Here is a 21,382-nt window from a genome sequence, read left to right on the forward strand (position 1 = left end):
CTAAACATTTTCTAGGGCGATTATTTAGTTGTTCCTCTACTTTTTTTAATTGCTGATGGCTTACTTTGCTAAAGTTTGTTTTCTTCGGGTAATACCTTCTAATTAAACCATTTATTTGTTCTACAGCACCTTTTTCCCAGCTGTGGTAAGGCTCACAAAAATAAGATTTATTTTTCAAAATGGCTTCTACTTTTTTAAACTCTGTATTTTCAGAGCCATTGTCATAAGTTATCGATAAACAAGAACTCGGTGGGTAAATAGATAGTTTTTTACATATTGCATTCGATGTCGCTAGAGCTTTTTTAGATGGTAATTTGGTGATATGACACACTCTAGAAACTCGTTCAAGTAACACATTCAGCGCACATTTTCTGTCGCTAGATTCAACAGAGTCACTTTCCCAATGCCCAAAGTTTTTTCTGAGATTAATGTCATCTGGCCTGTCTAAAATACTACATCTTTGACCCCAAACTGTTTTCGTTTTACGGGTTGGATATTTTTTCTTACGTTTTTTATGTTGCCTAGCTAAATATACAATAAGTGATGGTTCATTCTTGTATATATATTGATAAATGGCCTCGTGAGATACGTTGGGTAAGGTTTTATCAAATTTTATTCGCCCAGCTATGATCTCTGGACTCCACCCAAGCTTGAGCTTATCAGTCACATATCGTTGAGCTTCAACAGACTTAAGCTTAACTCGCTTAGCTCTCTCCCTTACCCTTACTTCGTAATACATTTGAGCTGGATGAGGGTAATAAGTTGGTACGTAATAATCATATTTATTACGCTTTAACTCTCGGCTAATAGTGCTATGTGAACGATTTAGTAATCGGCTCACCTCACGTATTGATTTTTTTTGGTAATGATACCACTCAAATAAACGACAACGTTCAAAGTTAGATAAATGTGAATATTGGGTACCCATGGCACACCTCCTGAACTTATAGTTTAGTAAAGGTGGTGCACTTCGACCTTGAATCTGCCGTGCCACAAAATTAGCTCTTCAGGTTCATAATTAACCTTTTATTACTGGGTCGCTTTCATTTCATCTATTAAATAAGTCATTACATTTTTAAACCCAAATTACACGCATGAAAATAACTCCGTAATGGCATTTTTAACTTTTACTGAACTGTTTTAATTTATGCGAGTAGCTTTTCGCAGTTGCTAATATTTGATCGCCGTTTCCGCTTTAAGTTTTCACAGTAACTTGCTTGTGAAGTGGGCCTGCCTACTGCACCATGAAATACGCGCGTAAATTGCGTAGTCAGTTTTAACCAGTTCTCTGGGGAGATATTAAGCCTTTCTAACAAAGGTAGGTTCATGTTATCAATATACCCGCGTTTATCCTCTCGTATTATTCGCCCTGTTAGCTCAACAAGTTCAAGGTACGATTTAAGCTCAAACGGCAGCCCTTTAGGCATAATCTGACGTGGCATACCTGCAAAACGTAGTAACTGTTTAGGCTGTTTACCTTCTGTCGCGCATGTTAAGCGCTTTTGTACACTGGTATGGTCTGACTCTTCTGGTGTGTTAGCCATTTTAGCCCTAATGGGATTTAAATCGACATAGGCCATACACGCTGCAAGTGCTGCTTCATCTAGTAATGCTTGCGATTTGAATCTACCCTCCCAGAATCGTCCTGTGCAGTTATCTTCTTTATTTGCTCTGCGCGCAATGTCTTCATTTAACAACCGCATAAACCAGCTAATACTTGCTAGGCGTTCGCGGTATTGTTTAACCGTTTGGTTGAAAAAGATGAGTTCAACTTTACTTAGCTTTTCACCTTGTACATATTTTTGCGTTAACAATGTGCCTTTACAGAGTTTATGCCAGCGAATAACAATCGCTTTATCATTCAGCCTGTTTGCTTTCTTATCATCTACATATAGTACCAAATGGGTGTGATTACTCATTACGGCATAAGCACATACATCAATACAAAATACCTTTGCTAATTCAAGCAGCTTATCTTCAACCCACCCTCGTCGATGCTCGTAAGACTTCCCAGTAAAGTGGTCTTCACCACACAAAAATGCACGACGAACACACCGTGAAATACAATGGTAGTATTTTGTATCAACCAAACTTACTTGACGCTTTCTTGCGATTGCCATAAGACACCCTGCCTGTTTTTTGCACTAAATAAAGGCTAGCCTCTAACTCCATAAAGTGCAAAATTTAGGATGGGTGTCACTGTTAATTACACTCATTTTGGTGAAGCAATAAAGCCACCACTCTCATCTTTAAAGCCAGAGCAGATGCGCTTGATGAGTGATTTACTTTCTAGAAGAAGGCAGTTAATGGATATGCAAACGATGGAGAAAAATCGTTCACAGATAATGCCAAAAACAATATCATCGCTAATAAAGCCTATCCTGACGGCATTAAAAAATCAGATTGACAAAGTCGATTTGAAACTACAAAAGCTCATCAAAGAATGTGACGAATATAAGGTCAAGAATGACATTATTCAAAGTGTGCCTGGCGTTGGTAATGTTGTCGCATTTAACTTACTTAGTGACATGCCTGAGCTTGGGTGTGTAAACAATAAAGAGGCTGCATCACTGGTTGGTGTTGCACCATTTAATCGAGAAAGTGGTGCTTATCAGGGTAAACGGATGATACGAGGTGGACGGCCAAAAATTAGAACCGCAATGTATATGGCAATGATGTCAGCTATCCAATGTAACCCTAAATTTAAAGCTATTTATCATCGGCTAGTCGCGGCAGGGAAACCTAAAAAAGTGGCTATTATTGCCTGTATAAGAAAGCTTATAGTAATCATAAATTCTATGGTGAGGGATGGTGTCATGTGGGATCCTAAAATGGTTTGTAATTAGGAATTGACACCATAGTCACTTGTTAGGGCTCAATTGCTTCACTGTGTTGAGGAATTCTTGACTAAATTCCATGTTTGGCCAAATCGCCTGTGTGCCACCACAATAACCAGTAATCCAATTTGATTCGTCGGTGAATGCGACATAGTCCTTGCCAAGCATGAAAGTCATTCCGTGACAGGCATTGCCGTCAAGTGACGAGTATATAACCTTCGAAAAAGAACCTTTTAACATTGAACTATGATCGAGTGTGATTTTTTGAAATGGTTTATCTTTTTCGTCAAACACTATCTCAAGTTTCATAATTTTCCCGAACAGGACTTTGTTTGCACTATTAAAGTATTCGCTTGTTGATAATTCCCTGCAGCTACAAGCAAAAGAATCGAAACAAATAATACTTAAAATGAGAAAAAGAAGCAGACGATTCAAATATACTCTCCTTGAGCCCTAACGAGCCTGTAGATTAACTCGTTTTTTTATTTATTTTTATTGATAAACAAACCATAGCTGAGTTCCTATTTTGGTTCAATCGATTACTGTATTTTATGCAGAACGTAAAGTGGGAATTTGGTATTGTTTTAATTGGCGTTTTGGAAGGGATTAAGGGTGGTTGAGTGACTTTTATTTAGGGTAAAAGGGCTTACCCTTCTTAATGCATCGTGTTTTGCAGCTTTTCTATATTACGACCAAACCAGACAGCCACTTTAATTGAACAAACAAAACTGTGCCACAAAATTAGCTCTTCAGGTTCATAATTAACCTTTTATTACTGGGTCGCTTTCATTTCATCTATTAAATAAGTCATTACATTTTTAAACCCAAATTACACGCATGAAAATAACTCCGTAATGGCATTTTTAACTTTTACTGAACTGTTTTAATTTATGCGAGTAGCTTTTCGCAGTTGCTAATATTTGATCGCCGTTTCCGCTTTAAGTTTTCACAGTAACTTGCTTGTGAATTGGGCCTGCCTACTGCACCATGAAACACGCGAGTAAATTGCGTAGTCAGTTTTAACCAGTTCTCTGGAGAGATATTAAGCCTTTCTAACAAAGGTAGGTTCATGTAATCAATATACCCGCGTTTATCCTCTCGTATTATTCGCCCTGTTAACTCAACAAGTTCAAGGTACGATTTAAGCTCAAACGGCAGCCCTTTGGGCATAATCTGACGATGCATACCAGCAAAACGTAGTAACTGTTTTGGTTGTTTACCTTCTGCCACGCATTTTAAACGCTTTTGTACACTGGTATGGTCTGACTGTTCTGGGGTGTTAGCTATTTTGGCTCTAATGGGGTTTAAGTCAACATAGGCCATACAAGCTGCAAGTGCTGCTTCATCTAATAATGCTTGCGATTTGAATCTGCCCTCCCAGAACCTACCTGTACAGTTATCTTCTTTATTTGCTCTGCGCGCAATGCCTTCATTTAATAGCCGCATAAACCAGCTGATACTTGATAGGCGTTCGCGGTATTGTTTAACCGTTTGATTGAAAAAGATAAGCTCAACTTTACTTAACTTTTCACCTAGTACATATTTCTGCGTTAACAATGTGCCTTTACACAGCTTATGCCAGCGAATAACAATCGCTTTGTCATTCAGTCTGTTTGCTTGATTATCATCCACATAAAGTACCAAGTGCGCGTGATTACTCATAACCGCATAGGCACACACATCAATACAAAATACCTCTGCGAGCATAAGTAACTTATCTTCAACCCAACCTTGTCGATGCTCGTAGGATTGACCAGTAAAACGGTCTTCGCCACATAAAAATGCACGACGAACACAGCGTGAAATACAGTGATAGTATTTTGTATCAACCAAACTTACTTGACGATTTCTTGCGATTGCCATAAGACACCCTGCCTGTTTTTTGCACTAATTAAAACGTAGTCTTTAATTTTAAAAAGAGCAAAATTTAGGATGGGTGTCTAGTTTATTTAAGTTAAAAGAGCAAAATTTAGGATGGGTGTCTAGTTTATTTAAGTTCTAGTTTATTTAAGTTTATTTAACCCGCGACCTGAACATGGTCAAGATTAAGTGACACAAAGTCTGGACTTTCAAACAAGGCATTTCCAAACTCAATTGAATGAACTTCTATATCCCCCATAGCGTGATCCGAAGTGCCCAAGCCTGCTGCATTCTCAACATTGAGTATTTCTTCAATGCCTAACTCACTTAGGCATGCCCTGTCTAAAACAGATGTCCCAGCGCCAGTATCTAAAATAAAACGTAACAATTTACCGTTAATTTTAGCTTCAACAATTTGGTGGCCTGTTTCTGATATTTCAAACTCAATTACAGTTTTGCCTTCAGATAAATTCATATACGTTCCTTGTTAGATTTTATTTAAGTGTTGGAAAACGAATACACCCTACGATGAATCGACGTATTTAGCGGCCTTAAAACGCAGAGGCTCACCACTTTTAAAATTTGCAGTTAATAGCTAAATTTTACTAGTCGTCCACCTCAGGGCGTGTTGTTAGGTGTTTTTATCACTTTTGTCTGGAATATCATTACACAAAGCACACTCTACACCTTTACGTGATTGATATAGTCTTGAACATATGAATACTGCTGTTGTTATTGAAGACCAAGTACAAGCAAAAATTAATGCTTCTTGAACTGAATGCTGTTTAAGCAACTCAACTATAAAAAGTAAGGCTGCTACTCCAAGAAATACTTTTAATGCTCTAACAATCCAAAACTTAAATCCCATTTGAACTCCAAACTTGAGAAACACCTAACGAGCCTGTAGATTAACTCGTTTTTAAATTTGTTTTTATTGATAAACAAACCATAGCGGAGTTCCTATTTTGGTTCAATTGATTACTGTAATTTTACGCAGAATATAAAGTGGGAATTTGGTGTTGTTTTAATTGGCCTTTTGGAAGAGATTACGGGTGTTTGAGTGGCTTTTATTTAGAGTATGAGGGCTTAGCCTTCTTAATGCATCGTCTTTTGCAGTTTTTCAATATTATGAATAAGGCATACAGTTGCTACACAATAAAGTAAAGGCATTTACTTTCGCTTGACCCCGTAAGGTCAGTTTATTCATGCCTTTATTCACCGTAATATTCCGCTTTATATTTAAAGGAGAGCCGGTTTGATACAGCCAAGTCGTTTGCCATTCTTTAATAAACAGCTATCGTAGCCCGATTGGGCTGTCTATTTTTACTTTCATTTTGTTTACATAGCTCAGCTTTTTGCGTGATTCATTATTTATAATAATGCACTCTTCATACTGTTTTTGTTGGCTTTTTACCTGATGATTAGGATGGGTGTCATCCTAATTAATTTTGTAGATGATAAAAACTGATTTGGGAATGTAAGTGTTTTAACTGTCTGGACTTTTTCACCATCAAAATACCCTTTAAATAAGTTTTCTCCTTCCTTTTCATAAGCAATATAGTTATTAGGGTCGTTTTTAGGATCTAAGCTCATTTCATAAATTTGCTCTTTGGTAAATCCTGGGGCTTGTTGCAGCATACCCGTTAAAGCTTTATCACTATTTTCTTTATTTACGGTATAATCTAATCTGTATGCGATATTTTTTGATGATCTAAAATATATTGTCCATCATCTTTAATAGTCATTTCTGTAAATGTTTTATTTGGCAAAATATAGTCTGTACGAAGGTAGTTATCGGTGACTTTTATTTTAATGTCTGCGAAATGATTTAATTCTTTAGTGACTTGATAATTAAGTGTTAGGTTATTTTGTGCGTGTGCATAACCACATAAATTTGCAGTGAGAATAATTATTAATTTAACTATATTTTTCAAAATTTCATCCTTAAAATTTAGCTGTTAAAAAGCGACGTAACCACGCTGTATTGAACTGTTATCAGCGCCTAAAATACCTTTACATTAAGTAGATATAATTTTTGGTAGGCTCATAACAAGTATAATGAGTATAAACAAAAAAACGAATAGCCCCACGTGAAGTTTAAATGGGTAAACCATTTGACTTGTTCTGTCTAACGATACTGGATATTTATATTTTAATAATGAAAACACAAGTGTTTTACTATCAACACTCCAATGAGACAGTGGGATACTCTGCCCCTTTGTTGTATTAAATACAAGTGAGATTAAATGCGACCTTTTTGAAGTTCTGCCAATCGAGCCTTCAACTGAGTCGTGATCGTAATTCCATTTAGCCTCAATGCTAATAATATCCTGCTTAGTTAGTGTGCGCGGTGTTTTATCAGTGAATAATAACGCGGGTAAATAAAGTTCATCATCATCTATTATTATGGAGCTTAAGGGCGCTGTTTTTATAAAATAGTATTTATTACAAATAATAATTCTAGCAAAATAATAACTTGCATAAGTTATTATTAAAAATGCAAAAGAGGGTTTCCAATTTTGTGATGAAAACGCAATAAATAGCGTAAGCAAAGCAAAACAAAACACGATGAAATGAACTAAATTTTTCTTACTATTAGGGAGCGGTAGCGCACATCTAAGTATAGGAATATTATTTTTAGCCTCAGCGTTACCTAAAATAGTATTTTGTGGGAATATTTTTGAAAATTTGTTTACTGTTGCTGAGTTTGTTTTTTCAGCCTCGGCCTCTTCACGTTTAGCAGTATAAACACGCTCAACGGTTGAAAGCTTATTCACTACTAGCTGCGCTTGTTTAGATTGCTTAAAACACCTAAACGTGTAGGTTCTAAGCTTGCCATCTGCTGAGGTGTAATTAATATCAATCACACTAATGGCTTTATTATCTTGGCATGAAATTGTTTTAATCGTGTTAGTGTCAATGGTACGGTGATTAAACGTGAAGATTTTTTTCTTAAAAAAATAAGCAGCACAATTTACATCAATTTGATTATTATGTTCATCAAATTTTAATCGATGTTGAAACATCAAAAGCGCAAGAATTAATAAAATATCAAGCCCATCACTTGTATCAAAAATCAAGCCTTGACTTAAAACACCTAGCACAAGCCCTGCTACAGTTAGCCAAATGAGTAGCCATTTAATCGTTTCTAATAGTGATTTTAATATAATTGAATTAGCCAAAATTCCCTCTTTAAATAAAAAGAGCATGCATAATTGCAAACACTCAAAACATATAAATACTTAAGGTTTTCAAAAAACCAATTAACTAGACGCAACAATGATTACCCATCCATCTTCTTTGGAAAATTCAAATACACAGCCGTAAGACACAAAGCTTTAATACGCCTTTTAAGTAAGTTCTTTATAAAACATAGCGAGCTAAAAAATTAGGATGGATGTCTAGCTTGTTATTCCTAGGCACTTAATTAATGATGGTGCGGCTTTTTTCAAAGACCTATAGTTAGTTCTTCTTTCATTTCTTTCATTACTTCTTATATAAAACAAATAGCAAGAAGCAAAAACCATCAAGCAGCCAATAATAACGAATAAAATATCGACACCTGAACTTAATGAAAGTTTTACATAAATATTTCTTGAGATTATTTCAATACTTGATGCAAATTGAATAACTCGTTGATAGCTAATTAATGCTATTCCTGAAACTAATAAAGTTCCTATAAATTTTTTCTCAAAGTTAGGATTAAGAATCCTATTTAATTTCTCTAAGACGATCTCTTTTAAAGTCAATCTATCACTCCTAACTCACTTTAAAACTAACGAGCCTGTAGATTAACTCGTTTTTTGTTTGTTTTTATTTATAAACAAACCATAGCTGAGTTCCTATTTTGGTTCAATCGATTACTGTATTTTTACGCAGAATATAGAAGTGTTTGATATTGTTTTAATTGGCGTTTTGGAAGGGATTACGGGTGTTTGAGTGGCTTTTATTTAGAGTAAGAGGGCTTACCCTTTTTAATGCATCGTGTTTTGCAGCTTTTCTATATTATGAACAAGGCAATACAGTTGCCGCAGTGTAAAGTAAAGGCATTCACTTTTTTTTGACCCCGTAATGTCAATTTATTCGTGCCTTTATTCACTGTAATATTCCGCTTTTTATTTAAAGGAAAGCAGGCTCTATACAGCCGAGTCGTTTGCCATTCTTTAATAAACAGCTATCGTAGCCCGATTGGGATGTCTATTTTTACTTTCATTTTGTCTACATAGCTCAGCTTTTTGCGTGATTCGTTATTTATAATAATGCACTCTTCATACTGTTTTTGTTGGCTTTTTTCCTAATGATTAGGATAGGTGTCATCCTAATCATTATTTTCCTCAAAGTGATGAGGAGGTGTCCACTAAAACGGGTCAGGAGCATTGTCCTTGTTTAACAGCTTGTTATAACTAATTACCACTTCTAAGCTGTTCTTTTAAGTTAAGGTTTTCATTTTTCAATATTTCAACTTGCTGCTTGTAAGATGCAACTTCACTTTTTAAGCTAGAAACATCAGACTGTATCTCATCTAGTTTTTCTACAATTTCTATGGAACGTGCATTCCCCAAAAAGAGAACAATTAACGCTATTACGAATAACGTGCCACCAGTTAACTTTACTTTTGATTCCATCCACTACAACTCCTTTGGTTATAACAATTTTGTCTACGACATTTGTCGTTTTATAAACCGACAAATGTCCATATATTACAGTGCATTTATCTTAATCATCAAATAACCCCCTGTAAACAATTAGTTAACTGGAAATTATTTTTAATCAATGCACAAATACACCGAAATGGTGAAGATCAGTAATATTGGATAAAACAACAATCACTGTCCATATATACAGTCAATTTTTACTAGAGATTCATATCATGAAATCATCTTTTTTAACTATGATAGCCGAACAAATGTATCTAAAGCGTTATTCTAAAAGTACTATTAAAGCGTATTTATACTGGATAGCTTCGTTTATTCGATTTAACTCTATGAGGCACCCAACAACGATGGGAGATAATGAGGTCGAACTTTTTTAGCTTTTTTAAACTCGTTTAGTCAACAAACAAAATGTTGCTCCTAACACTCAAACACAAGCCTTAAATGCGTTGAGCTTTTTATTTAAAGAAGTGATTAAAAAGCCATTCTCATTAGGTTTTATTAAGAGCAAACGAGCAACTAATTTCACAACAAATTTCCAACGCCGTTATCAGTCCTTTTAAGATTATAAACTCCCCGATTTAAAACAAAAAAGCACAGCCTACAAGCCTACAAGCGCCATGCTTTTTAAATCAACCTTAATCCAGTTCGGTTTACAAACGAATGCCGCCGTCTATTTCAACCACACGGCCGGTAAAAAAGTCGTTTTCGATTATGTATTGTGCAGTATGGGCAATTTCGTCGCTTTCACCTAAGCGCCCTACTGGCGTTACTGCGAGCATACGTTGTTTGGCTTCAGGCTTCATGGCGTCGGTCATGGCGGTGCTTATTACACCTGGTGCAATAGCGCCTACGCGTATACCAAATCGACCAAGTTCTTTAGCCCATGTGGTGGTAAGTGCCACTACGCCTGCTTTTGATGCCGCGTAGTTTGTTTGGCCTATGTTACCTGCACGCGCTACGCTCGACATATTGACTATAACGCCGCCTTTGCCTGATTCAATCATGTGGCTTGCGGCTTCCCGCCCTGCTAAAAACACACCAGTCAGGTTTACATCAATCACTGATTGAAATTGCTCAAGAGACATTTTTTTTACGACTTTGCCATCTTTAGCCTTTATAAACATGCCGTCGCGTAAAATACCGGCGTTGTTTATAAGCACACCAATGTGGCCAAAATCGCTGTTGATGGTATTAAATACGTTTTCTACTTCGCTCTCATTTGTTACGTTTGCGGCATAACCTTTAATATTGCTGGTTACACCTTCAAGCTGTGTCAATTGCTCGCATGCGTTGTTTAATAAGTCTTGCGCCATATCTATTAAAGCAATGTTGGCACCCATAAGTGCAAACTTTTGCGCCATTGCAAAGCCTAAACCTTGTGCGCCACCGGTTATTACTACCGTGTTATTTTTAATTTTCACGCGTTGCTCCTACTTAGAAAACAGTTTAAAAATGGCACTAAAGTCATCACTACCCGCACCTTGGTGCTGTAGCATAGTGTATAAATTTTTAGCCATTGAACCCATTGGGGTTGTTGAATTACTTTGCTGCGCGGCTTCCATGGCAAGGCCTAAATCTTTAGCCATTAAATCGACCATAAAGCCAGGTTTGTAATCGTTACTTGCTGGGGCTGTATCCATTACACCTGGGCAAGGGTTGTAAAGTTCAAGCGTCCAGTTTCGGCCAGAACTTGCGGTCATGATGTTGCTAAGTACTTTAGGATCGAGACCGTTATTAATACCCATTTGCAGTGCTTCGCTGGTGCCTGCCATTAAAATACTGAGTAGCATGTTATTACATATTTTTGCTACTTGCCCTGCACCAATATCGCCTGCATGAAATATGTTTTTACCCATATCACTCAGCACTGTATTTGCTTTATCAAACGCGGCTTTTTCGCCGCCTACAATAAAAGTAAGTGTACCTGCAGTTGCGCCTGCAACGCCGCCCGATACCGGTGCATCTACAAAGCTTATGCCTTGTTTGCCAAGTGCGCTGCCTACTGTGCGTGCTGATTCTGCATCTATTGTTGAGCAATCAATTACTAATGTATTTTTGCTTAGCACATTAATTAAACCGCTGTCGTCGTTATTACCTAAATACAGCGATTTAACATGTTTGCCTGCAGGTAGCATACTAATAAGTACGTCAGCATTGGTTGCGCACTGCTTTGCATCAACTGCGGCTTTTGCGCCTTTGCTTGCAAGTTCATTTACGACCGACTGGTTTAAATCGAACACACTCACAGTATGTCCAGCTTTAATTAAGTTAGCCGCCATTGGGCCGCCCATATTGCCTAAGCCGATAAAACCGATATTGAGTTTAGTCATCGTCTTTCCTTTATTTGTGTGTTGGTGTGTCTAAGCCATTGAGTGGGTGGTTTTCGCCAATGCGGTTAACAAAAAAGCTGTCTATTATTGTTTGTGGTACATCACTAAGTGTTTTGTATTGCCAATTAGGTGCGCCGTCTTTATCTATTAATAGCGCTCTTACGCCTTCTTGAAATTCACCTACTTCGCCAGCGCGAACCGACATACCCAGCTCCATTTTAAAACACGCTAATAAGCTTTTGCCTTTGCTTGTTTTTAATTGTTCACTAACGAGCGCGCAGCTTAGTGGGCATCCGTGTTTAAGTGACTTTTGAGCGCGCTGTAGCCATTTATCGTCAGTAGCTAGCCCTAAAATATAATCAACTTGCTCCTGTAAGGTTTTAAACTCACCCAGCTTTTGAATTGTTTTTAGGTTAGCTTTTATATTGCCTTTTGGCATACGCGCAGATTGGTTGTCTAAATCGGTTAATAACTTAGTTAAACGCTCATGATTTAAGCTTGCGGTTTTGCCCCATTTAGCTGCTAAAATTTGCGCAAGCATGGAATCATATTTAGTGCTGTCGATAAAGTGATCGGCAAGTGATACAAAACGCGCGTCGTCGCAGTTAATTGATGCCGACGTTAACCCTAAAAATAGCCCCACACTTTGTGGCATTTTATGTAAAAAGTAACTGCCGCCTACATCAGGGTATAAACCTATGGTTTGCTCTGGCATGGCAATGCGTGATGTTTCAGTTACAACGCGGTGGCTAGCACCGGCCATTAGCCCTAAACCGCCGCCCATTACTATGCCGTTACCCCAAACGAGGATAGGTTTATCAAAGGTATGAATAAGGTAATCAAGCTTGTACTCAAGCGTAAAAAATTCTTCAACTAAGCTTGTTGGTTTACCTTGCGCCATTGCATGATGAAGGCTTACAACATCGCCGCCTGCACAAAATGCTTTATCGCCTGCCCCTTTTAACAACACCATTGCGATTGCATCATCGTCTTGCCAAGCTCGCAATTGCGGTTCAAGTAACTTGATCATCTCAAAATTAAGCGCATTTAATGCTTTTGGTGCGTTGAGTGTAATAAGCCCAATTAAATTGCCGTTTTCTGCTGTTGCGGTTTCAAATACCACGGGCTCATCGGCGCTATTTAATAATGTTAAAGCACTCATTAGCCGTTTACCCAGTTAGCGCGGCGTTTTTCTAAAAAGGCATTTACGCCTTCTTGTTGATCTTCGGTATCAAATAAGCCAACAAATAACTCGCGCTCAAGAGGTAATACACTTGCCATTGGTTGATGGCGCCCTTTTTGAATCAATGTTTTACATGCTGCAACTGAGGTGGGGCTTTGATCGGCCACTTGGTTGGCAAGTTTTAGTGCCGCCGCAAAGCTTTCACCTTGTGGTACTACTTCTTCTACTAAGCCAATTTGCAGGGCTTTATCAGCTTTTAAGCGCTCGCCGCATAAAATCATCCGTTTTGCCCAGCCTTCGCCTACAAGCCATGCTAAATTTTGTGTGCCACCCGCACAGGGTAATAAGCCAACTTTAGCTTCAGGCAGGGCCATTTGTGCTTGCTCTTCAGCTATACGTATATCGCACGCAAGCGCCACCTCTAGCCCGCCGCCCATTGCATAACCATTAATGGCTGCAACCGACACTCCTCTAAAATTAGTAAGCGCTTCAAATGCTTCACCAAATACACGCGACATATCGGCGGCTACGCCTTTATCGCCACCAGCAAATACGTTTAGGTCGGCACCAGCGCTAAAAAACTTCTCGCCTTCACCAGTCAGTACTAATGCATAAATATTTTTATTATTATTAAGCTCATTAACTTTGTTTTTTAAATCAACTAGGGTGTCTTTTGTCCAGGTGTTTGCTGGCGGGTTAGACATAGTTAAAATAGCAACATGACCTTCGGTTGTAAGTTCAATACTCGGATTAGATTTAGATTCTGACATACATTGCTCCTTATAAAACGTCGCTTGCAGACTCAGCTAAAATTCGGCGCGCAATAATTACACGCATAATTTCGTTAGTGCCTTCTAAAATTTGATGAACGCGTACATCACGTACATGGCGCTCAAGCGGGTATTCTTTTATGTAACCGTAACCACCATGAATTTGCAGTGCGTCGTTACACACAGTAAAGCCAACATCGGTAGCAAAGCGTTTAGCCATGGCGCAGTAAGTGGTTTTTTCAACGTCGTTATTATCAAGTTTAAATGCAGCAAGCCTAACCATTTGGCGCGCAGCTACAAGCTCGGTGTTCATATCGGCAATTTTAAATTGCAATGCTTGAAACGCAGCTAATGGTTTACCAAATTGTGTACGTTCTTTTAAATATTCACGGGCTGTATTAAGCGCCGCTTGCGCTGTACCAATTGAACATGTGGCAATGTTAATTCGACCGCCATCAAGGCCTTGCATCGCAAATTTAAAGCCTTCGCCCTCTGCGCCTAATAAGTTATGCGCAGGAATGCGTACATCTTCAAAGCTAATTAGGCGTGTAGGTTGTGCGTTCCAACCCATTTTTTCCTCAGCTTTACCGTATTCCACGCCTTTTGCGTCGGCAGGCACTACAAATGCCGAAATACCCGCAGCGCCTTCGCCGCCTGTACGTGCCATTACCACTAATACTTCGGTTTCGCCCGCGCCCGATATAAACATTTTTGAGCCGTTAATAACGTACTCATCGCCCTCAAGCACGGCTTTTGTTTTAAGTGATGCGGCGTCTGAGCCCGAGCCTGGCTCTGTTAAACAGTAAGAGGCAAGTAACTCACCCATTACTAATTGCTCTACGTATTTGTCTTTTACGGCATCGGTGCCAAAGCTTGCTACCATCCAGGTAGCCATATTATGAATGGTTAACATGGCCGTTGTTGCGGTACAGCCCATAGCAAGCTGTTCAAAAATAATGCTCGAATCTAAACGAGATAAACCAAGGCCGCCTGCTTCCTCTGGCGTGTATAAACCACAAAAACCAAGCTCACCTGCTGCTTTAATCGTGTCTTTAGGAAAAATATGTTCGCGATCCCATTTTGCGGCATAGGGGGCAAGTTCTGACTCGGCAAATTGGCGTGCAGTTTGCGCAAAGGCTTGTTGATCTTCAGATAAGTTAAAGTCCATGGTAGACCTCTTTAATTGTGTTAGTTGTGTTGTTAGTGTTTCCCGTCACAGGGGGAGTTTGTGACGAGCGGCGAAGGCTTATGTGTGTGTTGTGTGTGAAGTAGCCTTCGCGCCCATCTTTTTTATTAATTATTCTTTTATTTACTCATTTTTTAATTACGATTATTTTAAGTTAATGCTCATGTTTGGACCCGAAGCAATGTCGTCTTCAAACCAACGTGAGGTAATCGTTTTAGTTTCTGTGTAAAAACGAATGCCTTGTTTACCGTACGTGTGTGTATCGCCGTAAAACGAGCCTTTCCAACCAGTGAACGAAAAGAACGGAAGTGGCACCGGAATTGGCACATTAATACCGACTTGGCCTACTTCAATTTCGTGTTGGAATTTACGAGCCACTGCGCCGCTTGAGGTAAATAACGAGGTACCGTTACCGTAAGGGCTATCGTTAATAAGGGCGATTGCTTCATCAAGCGTATCTACAAACATACACGCGAGTACTGGACCAAATATTTCTTCTTTGTATAAATCCATCTCTTTGGTTACATCGGTAAATAACGTTGGGCCAACCCAGTTACCTTGCTCATACCCTTCAACCGTAAAGTCAGAACCATCAATTAAACAAGTAGCGCCTTGCTCTTTACCACCAGCAATGAGTGATAAAATACGTGCTTTTGCTGCTTTTGATGTTTGTGGACCGTATGCCGCGTTTGCATCATCCCACACACCTGGGTGTACATTTTCAAAGCCTGCTTTAATTTCATCTACCCACTGACTTGCTTGACCTACAAATACAGCAACCGAAATACCCATACAACGCTGGCCAGCAGCACCGACCGATGCGCCTACTAGGTTATTTACAACGTGCGATTTACTTGCATCTGGCATAATAACCATGTGGTTTTTAGCGCCAACACACGCTTGCACGCGCTTAAGGTTTTGTGTGCCTTTAGAATAAATATAAGCACCTACACCACACGAGCCAACAAACGAAATAGCACGCACTGCTTTATCTTCTAGTAAGCGGTCTACTTGTGGTTTTGTACCGTGAACAACTTGTAATACGCCTTTTGGTGCGCCGGCTTCAATAAATAGCTCTGCTAAGCGCATTGGTGTAAGTGGATCTTGCTCTGACGGTTTTAAAATAAAGGTGTTACCACACACAATAGCCAGCGGGAACATCCAAAGGGGGATCATTGCAGGGAAGTTAAATGGTGTTACGCCCGCACATACGCCAAGTGGCTGCATGTAAGAATACGTATCGATTTTGCGCGCTACGTTCTCCATTGTTTCACCCATCATTAATGATGGTGCGTTTGCTGCTTGTTCTACTACTTCAATACCGCGCCAAACATCGCCTTTTGCATCTTCAAATGTTTTACCCAACTCGTGACAAATAATGGTAGCAAGCTCATCGTGATGTTCTTTTAATAGCGCAGCGTACTTCATCATAATGCGAGCACGTTCAGTAATTGGTACGTCTTTCCATGTTTTAAACGTCTCAGAGGCTGAGGCAATTGCCGCGTCCATTTCTGATTCTGTGGTACATGGCACTTGTGCAAGTACTTCTTGAGTTGCTGGGTTTATAACATCGATAAGCTCTTTTGATGCTGATTGAATAAATTCGCCATTAATAAGTAGTGGTACTTGGTGCATGATTAAATCCTAGTGTGTGAGTTGTGTGTTCTCTTTTAAAATTGGTAGCGCCGCTTTGTTAGTATTATGAGTGCAGCGCCTTTATAGTTATTCGTTAAAGTATTCGTCTAGCTATTCATGTAACCCTAATTAGTAAGCTTCTACGGCCATAGCAACCGCTTCACCGCCACCAATACATAAAGACGCAATGCCTTTTTTGAGGCCTCGGTTTTTAAGGGCATGAATAAGCGTTACTAAAATACGCGCGCCGCTTGCACCAATTGGGTGGCCAAGTGCACATGCACCGCCGTTAACGTTTACTTTGCTTTCATCAAGTTTTAACTCATTAATAGCCAGCATGGTTACCATGGCAAATGCTTCGTTAATTTCCCAAAGATCAACATCGTTTACAGCCCAGCCTGCTTTTTCAAGCACGCTGTTCATAGCCCCGACTGGCGCTACTGTAAATTCACTTGGTTTTTGAGAGTGAGTACTGTGCGCCACAATTTTACAAAGCGGTGTTAAGCCTTGCTCTTTTGCTTTTGATTCGCTCATTAATATAAGCGCTGCGCCACCGTCTGAAATTGACGATGAATTAGCCGCTGTAATAGTGCCGTCTTTTTTAAAAGCTGCACGTAAGGTAGGAATTTTTTCTGGGCGGGCGTTACCTGGTTGCTCATCAATCGATACTGTTACATCGCCTTTGCGTGTTTGCATCGTGTGAGGTGCAACTTCGTCATCAAAACTGCCATTTTGTATCGCGGCTTTAGCTTTACTTAATGAGCCTAATGCAAATGCATCCATTTGCTCACGACCAATGCCGTATTCGTCGGCGGTGTCTTGTGCAAAACACCCCATTGCTTTGTTGTCGTAAGCATCTTCAAGGCCGTCGCTCATCATGTGATCTTTTATTTCGCCATGCCCCATGCGCATTCCGCCACGCGCTTTTGGCATAAAGTACGGTGCGTTTGTCATGCTTTCCATACCACCGGCAATAGCAGATTGAATAGAGCCTGCTTTAATTAAATCGTTTGCAAGCATGGCCGCTTTTAAACCAGAGCCACATACTTTGTTAATTGTTGTAGCGCCAGTGCTAAGTGCAAGGCCTGCTTTTAACATTGCTTGGCGTGCGGGTGCTTGTCCAAGGCCTGCTGGTAATACACAGCCCATAATTACTTCGTCTATTGCATCATTAGCTAAACCAGTTTGTGCAAGTGCACTTGCAATGGCGGTTGCGCCAAGCTCGGTAGACTGCGCATCACTTAACGCTCCCATAAAACCACCCATTGGGGTGCGTTTTGCTGCTACAATTACCACTGATTCTAAAGTCATAACTAACTCCATTGTATCTATATGCAAATAGTTGTTAGTATATTTGCTCTATTAATTTAGTATTCATTTATTATTTAATACCCTTACACAATACTAACGTTTACGCCAACGTCAACTAAAAACAGCTTAATTTTTAGTTTTATAAGTGTAAGGATTATTTTCCATCGATTAGAATACACTGATAAAATAAAATTAACCCATTGAATATTAATAATATAAACCAATACTTCGCTTAAACATCCCTTTATAAATAGTTTCAAATCACACCAAGCTTTACCTTTACGTAAACTTCACTTATATTGGAGTTATTCGAATGAGGTAAATACAATTATGAAACCAGATAATCAAACAAACTTTGCAAGCTCAGCCAAAATGCCGGCCAGTAATGAACAAACATTTAGCATTAGCGAACTCGCTAAAGAATTTGACATTACAACCCGCTCTATTCGCTTTTACGAAGACCAAGGGTTAATAACCCCAGAGCGTAATGGTCAAACCCGTATTTATTCAAAACGCGATAAAGTGCGTTTAAAACTAATATTACGTGGTAAACGATTGGGCTTTACATTGGCCGAAACCGGTCGTTTGTTTGAACTGTACGACGCAGATAAATCAAGCGCTAAGCAGTTGGTTACTATGCTTGACCTTATTTCAGAAAAAAAAGCAGACCTATCTCAACAAATGGACGACATTAAAGTTGTTCTTATGGAGTTGGTGACGGCCGAGCGCCGCTGTAGAGACACGCTTAATAAAATAGACGAGTAAGTTTATTTTTAAAATAAAAACACACTGACAACACACACGTCACACAGGAATGAATCATGAGCACTATTTCACTATATAAAGAAATGAACTTTGGCCTTGGCGAAACCGCCGATATGATCCGCGACCACGTAAATAGTTTTGCGAGTCAGGAGATTGCCCCGCTTGCTGAAAAAACGGACTTAGATAACGCTTTTCCAAATCAACTTTGGACTCAAATGGGCGAAATGGGCGTACTAGGTATGACCGTATCTGAAGAACTTGGCGGCGCCGGTTTAGGTTACTTAGAACATGTTATTGCTATGGAAGAAATTAGCCGTGCCAGTGCCTCTATAGGGTTAAGCTATGGAGCACATTCAAACCTGTGCGTTAATCAAATTAACCGTAACGGCACACAAGCTCAAAAAGAAAAATACTTACCAAAGCTTATTAGTGGTGAGCACATTGGTGCTCTTGCAATGAGCGAGCCTAATGCGGGCTCTGACGTTGTATCGATGAAACTCAAAGCCGAGAAAAAAGGCGATAAGTACATTTTAAACGGCAATAAAATGTGGATCACCAATGGTCCCGACGCACACACGTTAGTAATTTACGCTAAAACAGATTTAAACGCCGGCGCTAAAGGCATTACCGCGTTTATTGTTGAAAGCAACTTTCCTGGTTTTTCAACAGCGCAAAAGCTCGACAAACTGGGCATGCGCGGCTCAAATACCTGTGAGCTAGTATTTGAAAACTGCGAAGTGCCAGAAGAGAATATTTTAGGTAACTTAAACGAAGGCGTTAAAGTACTTATGAGTGGCCTTGATTACGAACGCGTAGTACTTGCAGCAGGCCCGCTTGGCATAATGCAAGCGTGTATGGACATAGTGGTACCGTACATTCATGAGCGTAAACAGTTTGATACCCCTATTGGTCAATTTCAGTTAATTCAAGGCAAAGTAGCCGACATGTATACACAAATGAATGCTGCGCGCTCATACGTATATACGGTAGCTAAAGCGTGTGACCGAGGCGAAACAACCCGTAAAGATGCAGCCGGTGCAATTTTATACGCAGCAGAGCTTGCAACTAAAATGGCACTTGATGCGATTCAAATTTTAGGTGGCAATGGCTACATAAACGAATACGCAACGGGCCGTCTTCTTCGCGACGCTAAATTATACGAAATTGGTGCTGGTACATCCGAAATTCGCCGCATGCTTATTGGCCGCGAACTTTTCACAGAAAGCCGTTAAGGATTAAACCATGACTATTTTAAAATCGAGCGTTAATCCTCACGACCCAACGTTTGTGCAAAACCATAAAAATATGTCAGCGCTGGTGGATGATTTACGCAGTAAAGTAGCAACAATTAGCCAAGGCGGAGGTGCTGCATTAAAAGAGCGCCACGAAGGCCGTGGTAAATTATTTGTACGCGACCGCATAAATACATTAATTGACGAAGGCTCACCGTTTTTAGAAATTTCGCAATTTGCAGCCTTTGGTGTGTACGAACAAGCAATACCTTGTGCAGGCGTTGTAGCCGGTATTGGCCGTGTTAAAGGCATTGAATGCATGATTATTGCAAACGATGCCACGGTTAAAGGCGGTACGTATTTTCCGCTTACCGTTAAAAAGCATTTACGCGCACAAGACATCGCAGAGCGCTGCCACTTACCGTGTATTTATTTGGTGGATTCGGGCGGTGCTAACCTGCCAGAGCAAGATGATGTATTTCCAGATAAGTTGCATTTTGGTCGTATTTTTTACAATCAAGCCCGTATGTCGGGTAAAGGTATTCCACAAATAGCCGTGGTAATGGGATTATGTACCGCAGGTGGTGCGTACGTACCTGCAATGGCCGATGAAAGCATTATTGTAAAAGATCAAGGCACTATATTTTTAGCCGGTCCGCCCCTTGTAAAAGCAGCAACAGGCGAAGAAGTAACCGCCGAAGAACTAGGCGGCGCCGATGTGCACTGTAAAGTGTCGGGTGTTGCCGATCACTACGCTGAAAACGATGCTCATGCGCTGTCTATTGCGCGCCAATGTATTGAGCGCATTAACTACACACGCCCTACAGCCCCTCTTCTAGAGGATGTAAAGCCACCGCGTTATGATATTAACGAGCTTTACGGCATTGTAGGCACCGACCTTAAAAAGCCGTTTGATGTACGCGAAGTAATAGCGCGCACAGTGGACGACTCATCATTTGATGAATTTAAACGTTACTTTGGTGAAACGCTGGTCACCGGTTTTGCCAGTATTTACGGCAATCCTGTTGGCATAGTGGCTAATAACGGCATTTTATTTAGTGAGTCGGCGCAAAAAGGCGCGCACTTTATTCAGCTGTGTGCTCAGCGCAATATTCCTTTAGTATTTTTACAAAATATTACCGGCTTTATGGTGGGTAAAAAATACGAAGCCGAAGGTATTGCTAAGCACGGCGCTAAAATGGTGATGGCGGTTTCGTGTGCTGATGTGCCTAAATTCACAGTACTTATTGGCGGCTCATACGGCGCAGGTAACTACGGTATGTGTGGCCGCGCATTTGAACCAACCATGATGTGGATGTGGCCTAATGCCCGTATTTCGGTAATGGGCGGCGAGCAAGCAGCGGGTGTAATGGCGCAAGTTAAACAAGATGGTTTAGCACGCAAAGGCCAAACCATGAGCGAGCAAGAAATCAGTGATTTTAAAAAGCCAATTATTGAACAATACGAAGAGCAAGGTCATCCGTATTACGCAAGTGCACGCTTGTGGGATGACGGCATTATAGACCCTGCCGATACGCGTAATGTATTAGGGCTTGCGTTAACGGCTGCGAATAACGCACCAAAACGTGATTCGAAATTTGGCGTATTTAGAATGTAA

The 21,382-nt window shown here is 39.9% G+C and carries 20 protein-coding genes and 5 pseudogenes; 5 read left to right on the forward strand and 20 right to left on the reverse strand.

The genetic code is table 11. The annotated features are described in order from the left end of the window. Positions 1-928, reverse strand: a 928-nt coding sequence (locus QT16_RS17525) for an IS30 family transposase (RefSeq protein ID WP_039489707.1), incomplete at its 3' end; no start/stop codon positions are given. Positions 929-1,145: 217 nt separating this feature from the next. Further along, a complete protein-coding gene (locus QT16_RS17530) occupies positions 1,146-2,120 on the reverse strand; it encodes a transposase (protein ID WP_039489709.1) in 975 nt (324 codons plus the stop codon). Between the two features lie 93 nt (positions 2,121-2,213). On the opposite strand from QT16_RS17530, the pseudogene QT16_RS17535 reads away from it, so the two are divergent. Further along, positions 2,214-2,846: pseudogene (locus QT16_RS17535) on the forward strand (IS110 family transposase); the annotation flags it as partial. Positions 2,847-2,861: 15 nt separating this feature from the next. Here the strand turns inward: QT16_RS17535 and QT16_RS17540 are convergent. The 11 genes and pseudogenes from QT16_RS17540 to QT16_RS17575 all read right to left on the reverse strand — a co-directional run bounded on the left by QT16_RS17540 (position 2,862) and on the right by QT16_RS17575 (position 9,322). Further along, positions 2,862-3,146, reverse strand: a complete 285-nt coding sequence (locus QT16_RS17540) for a hypothetical protein (RefSeq protein WP_238719456.1) — start codon at positions 3,144-3,146, stop codon at positions 2,862-2,864. A 579-nt stretch (positions 3,147-3,725) separates the two neighbouring features. After that, positions 3,726-4,700: a hypothetical protein gene (locus QT16_RS17545; protein ID WP_039489713.1), complete on the reverse strand. Its 975-nt coding sequence runs from the start codon at positions 4,698-4,700 to the stop codon at positions 3,726-3,728. 157 nt (positions 4,701-4,857) lie between these two features. Next, positions 4,858-5,172: pseudogene (locus QT16_RS17550) on the reverse strand (aspartyl protease family protein); the annotation flags it as partial. Between the two features lie 156 nt (positions 5,173-5,328). Further along, positions 5,329-5,565: a hypothetical protein gene (locus tag QT16_RS17555; RefSeq protein WP_039489715.1), complete on the reverse strand. Its 237-nt coding sequence runs from the start codon at positions 5,563-5,565 to the stop codon at positions 5,329-5,331. 227 nt (positions 5,566-5,792) lie between these two features. After that, positions 5,793-6,072, reverse strand: a pseudogene (locus QT16_RS21145) (hypothetical protein); the annotation flags it as partial. Between the two features lie 35 nt (positions 6,073-6,107). Further along, complete coding sequence (locus tag QT16_RS17560) at positions 6,108-6,335, reverse strand: hypothetical protein (protein ID WP_039489718.1); 228 nt, start codon at positions 6,333-6,335, stop codon at positions 6,108-6,110. A 44-nt stretch (positions 6,336-6,379) separates the two neighbouring features. Then, on the reverse strand, positions 6,380-6,631 hold the full coding sequence (locus QT16_RS17565; protein WP_039489720.1) for a hypothetical protein: 252 nt from the start codon (positions 6,629-6,631) through the stop codon (positions 6,380-6,382). 84 nt (positions 6,632-6,715) lie between these two features. Next, a complete protein-coding gene (locus QT16_RS17570) occupies positions 6,716-7,879 on the reverse strand; it encodes a hypothetical protein (RefSeq protein WP_152609348.1) in 1,164 nt (387 codons plus the stop codon). A 219-nt stretch (positions 7,880-8,098) separates the two neighbouring features. Next, the gene (locus tag QT16_RS20825; RefSeq protein ID WP_152609349.1) at positions 8,099-8,446 is read right to left on the reverse strand and encodes a hypothetical protein; all 348 of its coding nucleotides are present in this window, start codon (positions 8,444-8,446) and stop codon (positions 8,099-8,101) included. Between the two features lie 225 nt (positions 8,447-8,671). Continuing rightward, a pseudogene (locus tag QT16_RS21150) lies at positions 8,672-8,952 on the reverse strand (transposase); the annotation flags it as partial. Positions 8,953-9,100: 148 nt separating this feature from the next. Continuing rightward, on the reverse strand, positions 9,101-9,322 hold the full coding sequence (locus QT16_RS17575) for a hypothetical protein (RefSeq protein WP_002961860.1): 222 nt from the start codon (positions 9,320-9,322) through the stop codon (positions 9,101-9,103). Positions 9,323-9,588: 266 nt separating this feature from the next. On the opposite strand from QT16_RS17575, the pseudogene QT16_RS20690 reads away from it, so the two are divergent. Beyond that, positions 9,589-9,912 (forward strand): annotated as a pseudogene (locus tag QT16_RS20690) (phage integrase N-terminal SAM-like domain-containing protein). A 90-nt stretch (positions 9,913-10,002) separates the two neighbouring features. On the opposite strand, the gene QT16_RS17580 reads toward QT16_RS20690, so the two are convergent. The 7 genes from QT16_RS17580 to QT16_RS17610 form a co-directional block, all read right to left on the reverse strand. Further along, the gene (locus QT16_RS17580; RefSeq protein ID WP_039489725.1) at positions 10,003-10,773 is read right to left on the reverse strand and encodes an SDR family oxidoreductase; all 771 of its coding nucleotides are present in this window, start codon (positions 10,771-10,773) and stop codon (positions 10,003-10,005) included. Positions 10,774-10,782: 9 nt separating this feature from the next. Then, positions 10,783-11,682 carry a 3-hydroxyisobutyrate dehydrogenase gene (gene mmsB / locus QT16_RS17585; RefSeq protein ID WP_039489728.1) on the reverse strand — a complete coding sequence of 300 codons (900 nt, stop codon included), beginning with the start codon at positions 11,680-11,682 and terminating at the stop codon, positions 10,783-10,785. Positions 11,683-11,692: 10 nt separating this feature from the next. Then, the gene (locus QT16_RS17590; protein WP_039489731.1) at positions 11,693-12,844 is read right to left on the reverse strand and encodes an enoyl-CoA hydratase/isomerase family protein; all 1,152 of its coding nucleotides are present in this window, start codon (positions 12,842-12,844) and stop codon (positions 11,693-11,695) included. Then, positions 12,844-13,635 (reverse strand): enoyl-CoA hydratase, encoded by a 792-nt coding sequence (locus QT16_RS17595; RefSeq protein ID WP_039489733.1) that lies wholly within the window; start codon positions 13,633-13,635, stop codon positions 12,844-12,846. The genes QT16_RS17590 and QT16_RS17595 overlap by 1 nt, the downstream gene beginning before the upstream one ends. Positions 13,636-13,645: 10 nt before the next feature. Continuing rightward, on the reverse strand, positions 13,646-14,803 hold the full coding sequence (locus QT16_RS17600; protein ID WP_010552837.1) for an acyl-CoA dehydrogenase family protein: 1,158 nt from the start codon (positions 14,801-14,803) through the stop codon (positions 13,646-13,648). Between the two features lie 162 nt (positions 14,804-14,965). After that, complete coding sequence (locus QT16_RS17605) at positions 14,966-16,456, reverse strand: CoA-acylating methylmalonate-semialdehyde dehydrogenase (RefSeq protein WP_039489736.1); 1,491 nt, start codon at positions 16,454-16,456, stop codon at positions 14,966-14,968. Positions 16,457-16,585: 129 nt separating this feature from the next. After that, positions 16,586-17,767 carry a thiolase family protein gene (locus tag QT16_RS17610; protein ID WP_039489738.1) on the reverse strand — a complete coding sequence of 394 codons (1,182 nt, stop codon included), beginning with the start codon at positions 17,765-17,767 and terminating at the stop codon, positions 16,586-16,588. Positions 17,768-18,097: 330 nt separating this feature from the next. Here QT16_RS17610 and QT16_RS17615 point away from each other — a divergent pair, with 330 nt between their 5' ends. Genes QT16_RS17615 through QT16_RS17625 form a run of 3 tightly spaced genes read left to right on the forward strand, consistent with a single transcriptional unit; the run spans position 18,098 to position 21,382 of the window. Then, the gene (locus QT16_RS17615; RefSeq protein ID WP_008135264.1) at positions 18,098-18,532 is read left to right on the forward strand and encodes a MerR family transcriptional regulator; all 435 of its coding nucleotides are present in this window, start codon (positions 18,098-18,100) and stop codon (positions 18,530-18,532) included. A gap of 56 nt (positions 18,533-18,588) precedes the next feature. Further along, positions 18,589-19,764: an isovaleryl-CoA dehydrogenase gene (locus tag QT16_RS17620; protein WP_002961873.1), complete on the forward strand. Its 1,176-nt coding sequence runs from the start codon at positions 18,589-18,591 to the stop codon at positions 19,762-19,764. A gap of 10 nt (positions 19,765-19,774) precedes the next feature. Further along, complete coding sequence (locus tag QT16_RS17625) at positions 19,775-21,382, forward strand: carboxyl transferase domain-containing protein (RefSeq protein ID WP_039489741.1); 1,608 nt, start codon at positions 19,775-19,777, stop codon at positions 21,380-21,382.

The organism is Pseudoalteromonas distincta, assembly GCF_000814675.1.
GTDB lineage: Bacteria > Pseudomonadota > Gammaproteobacteria > Enterobacterales > Alteromonadaceae > Pseudoalteromonas > Pseudoalteromonas distincta.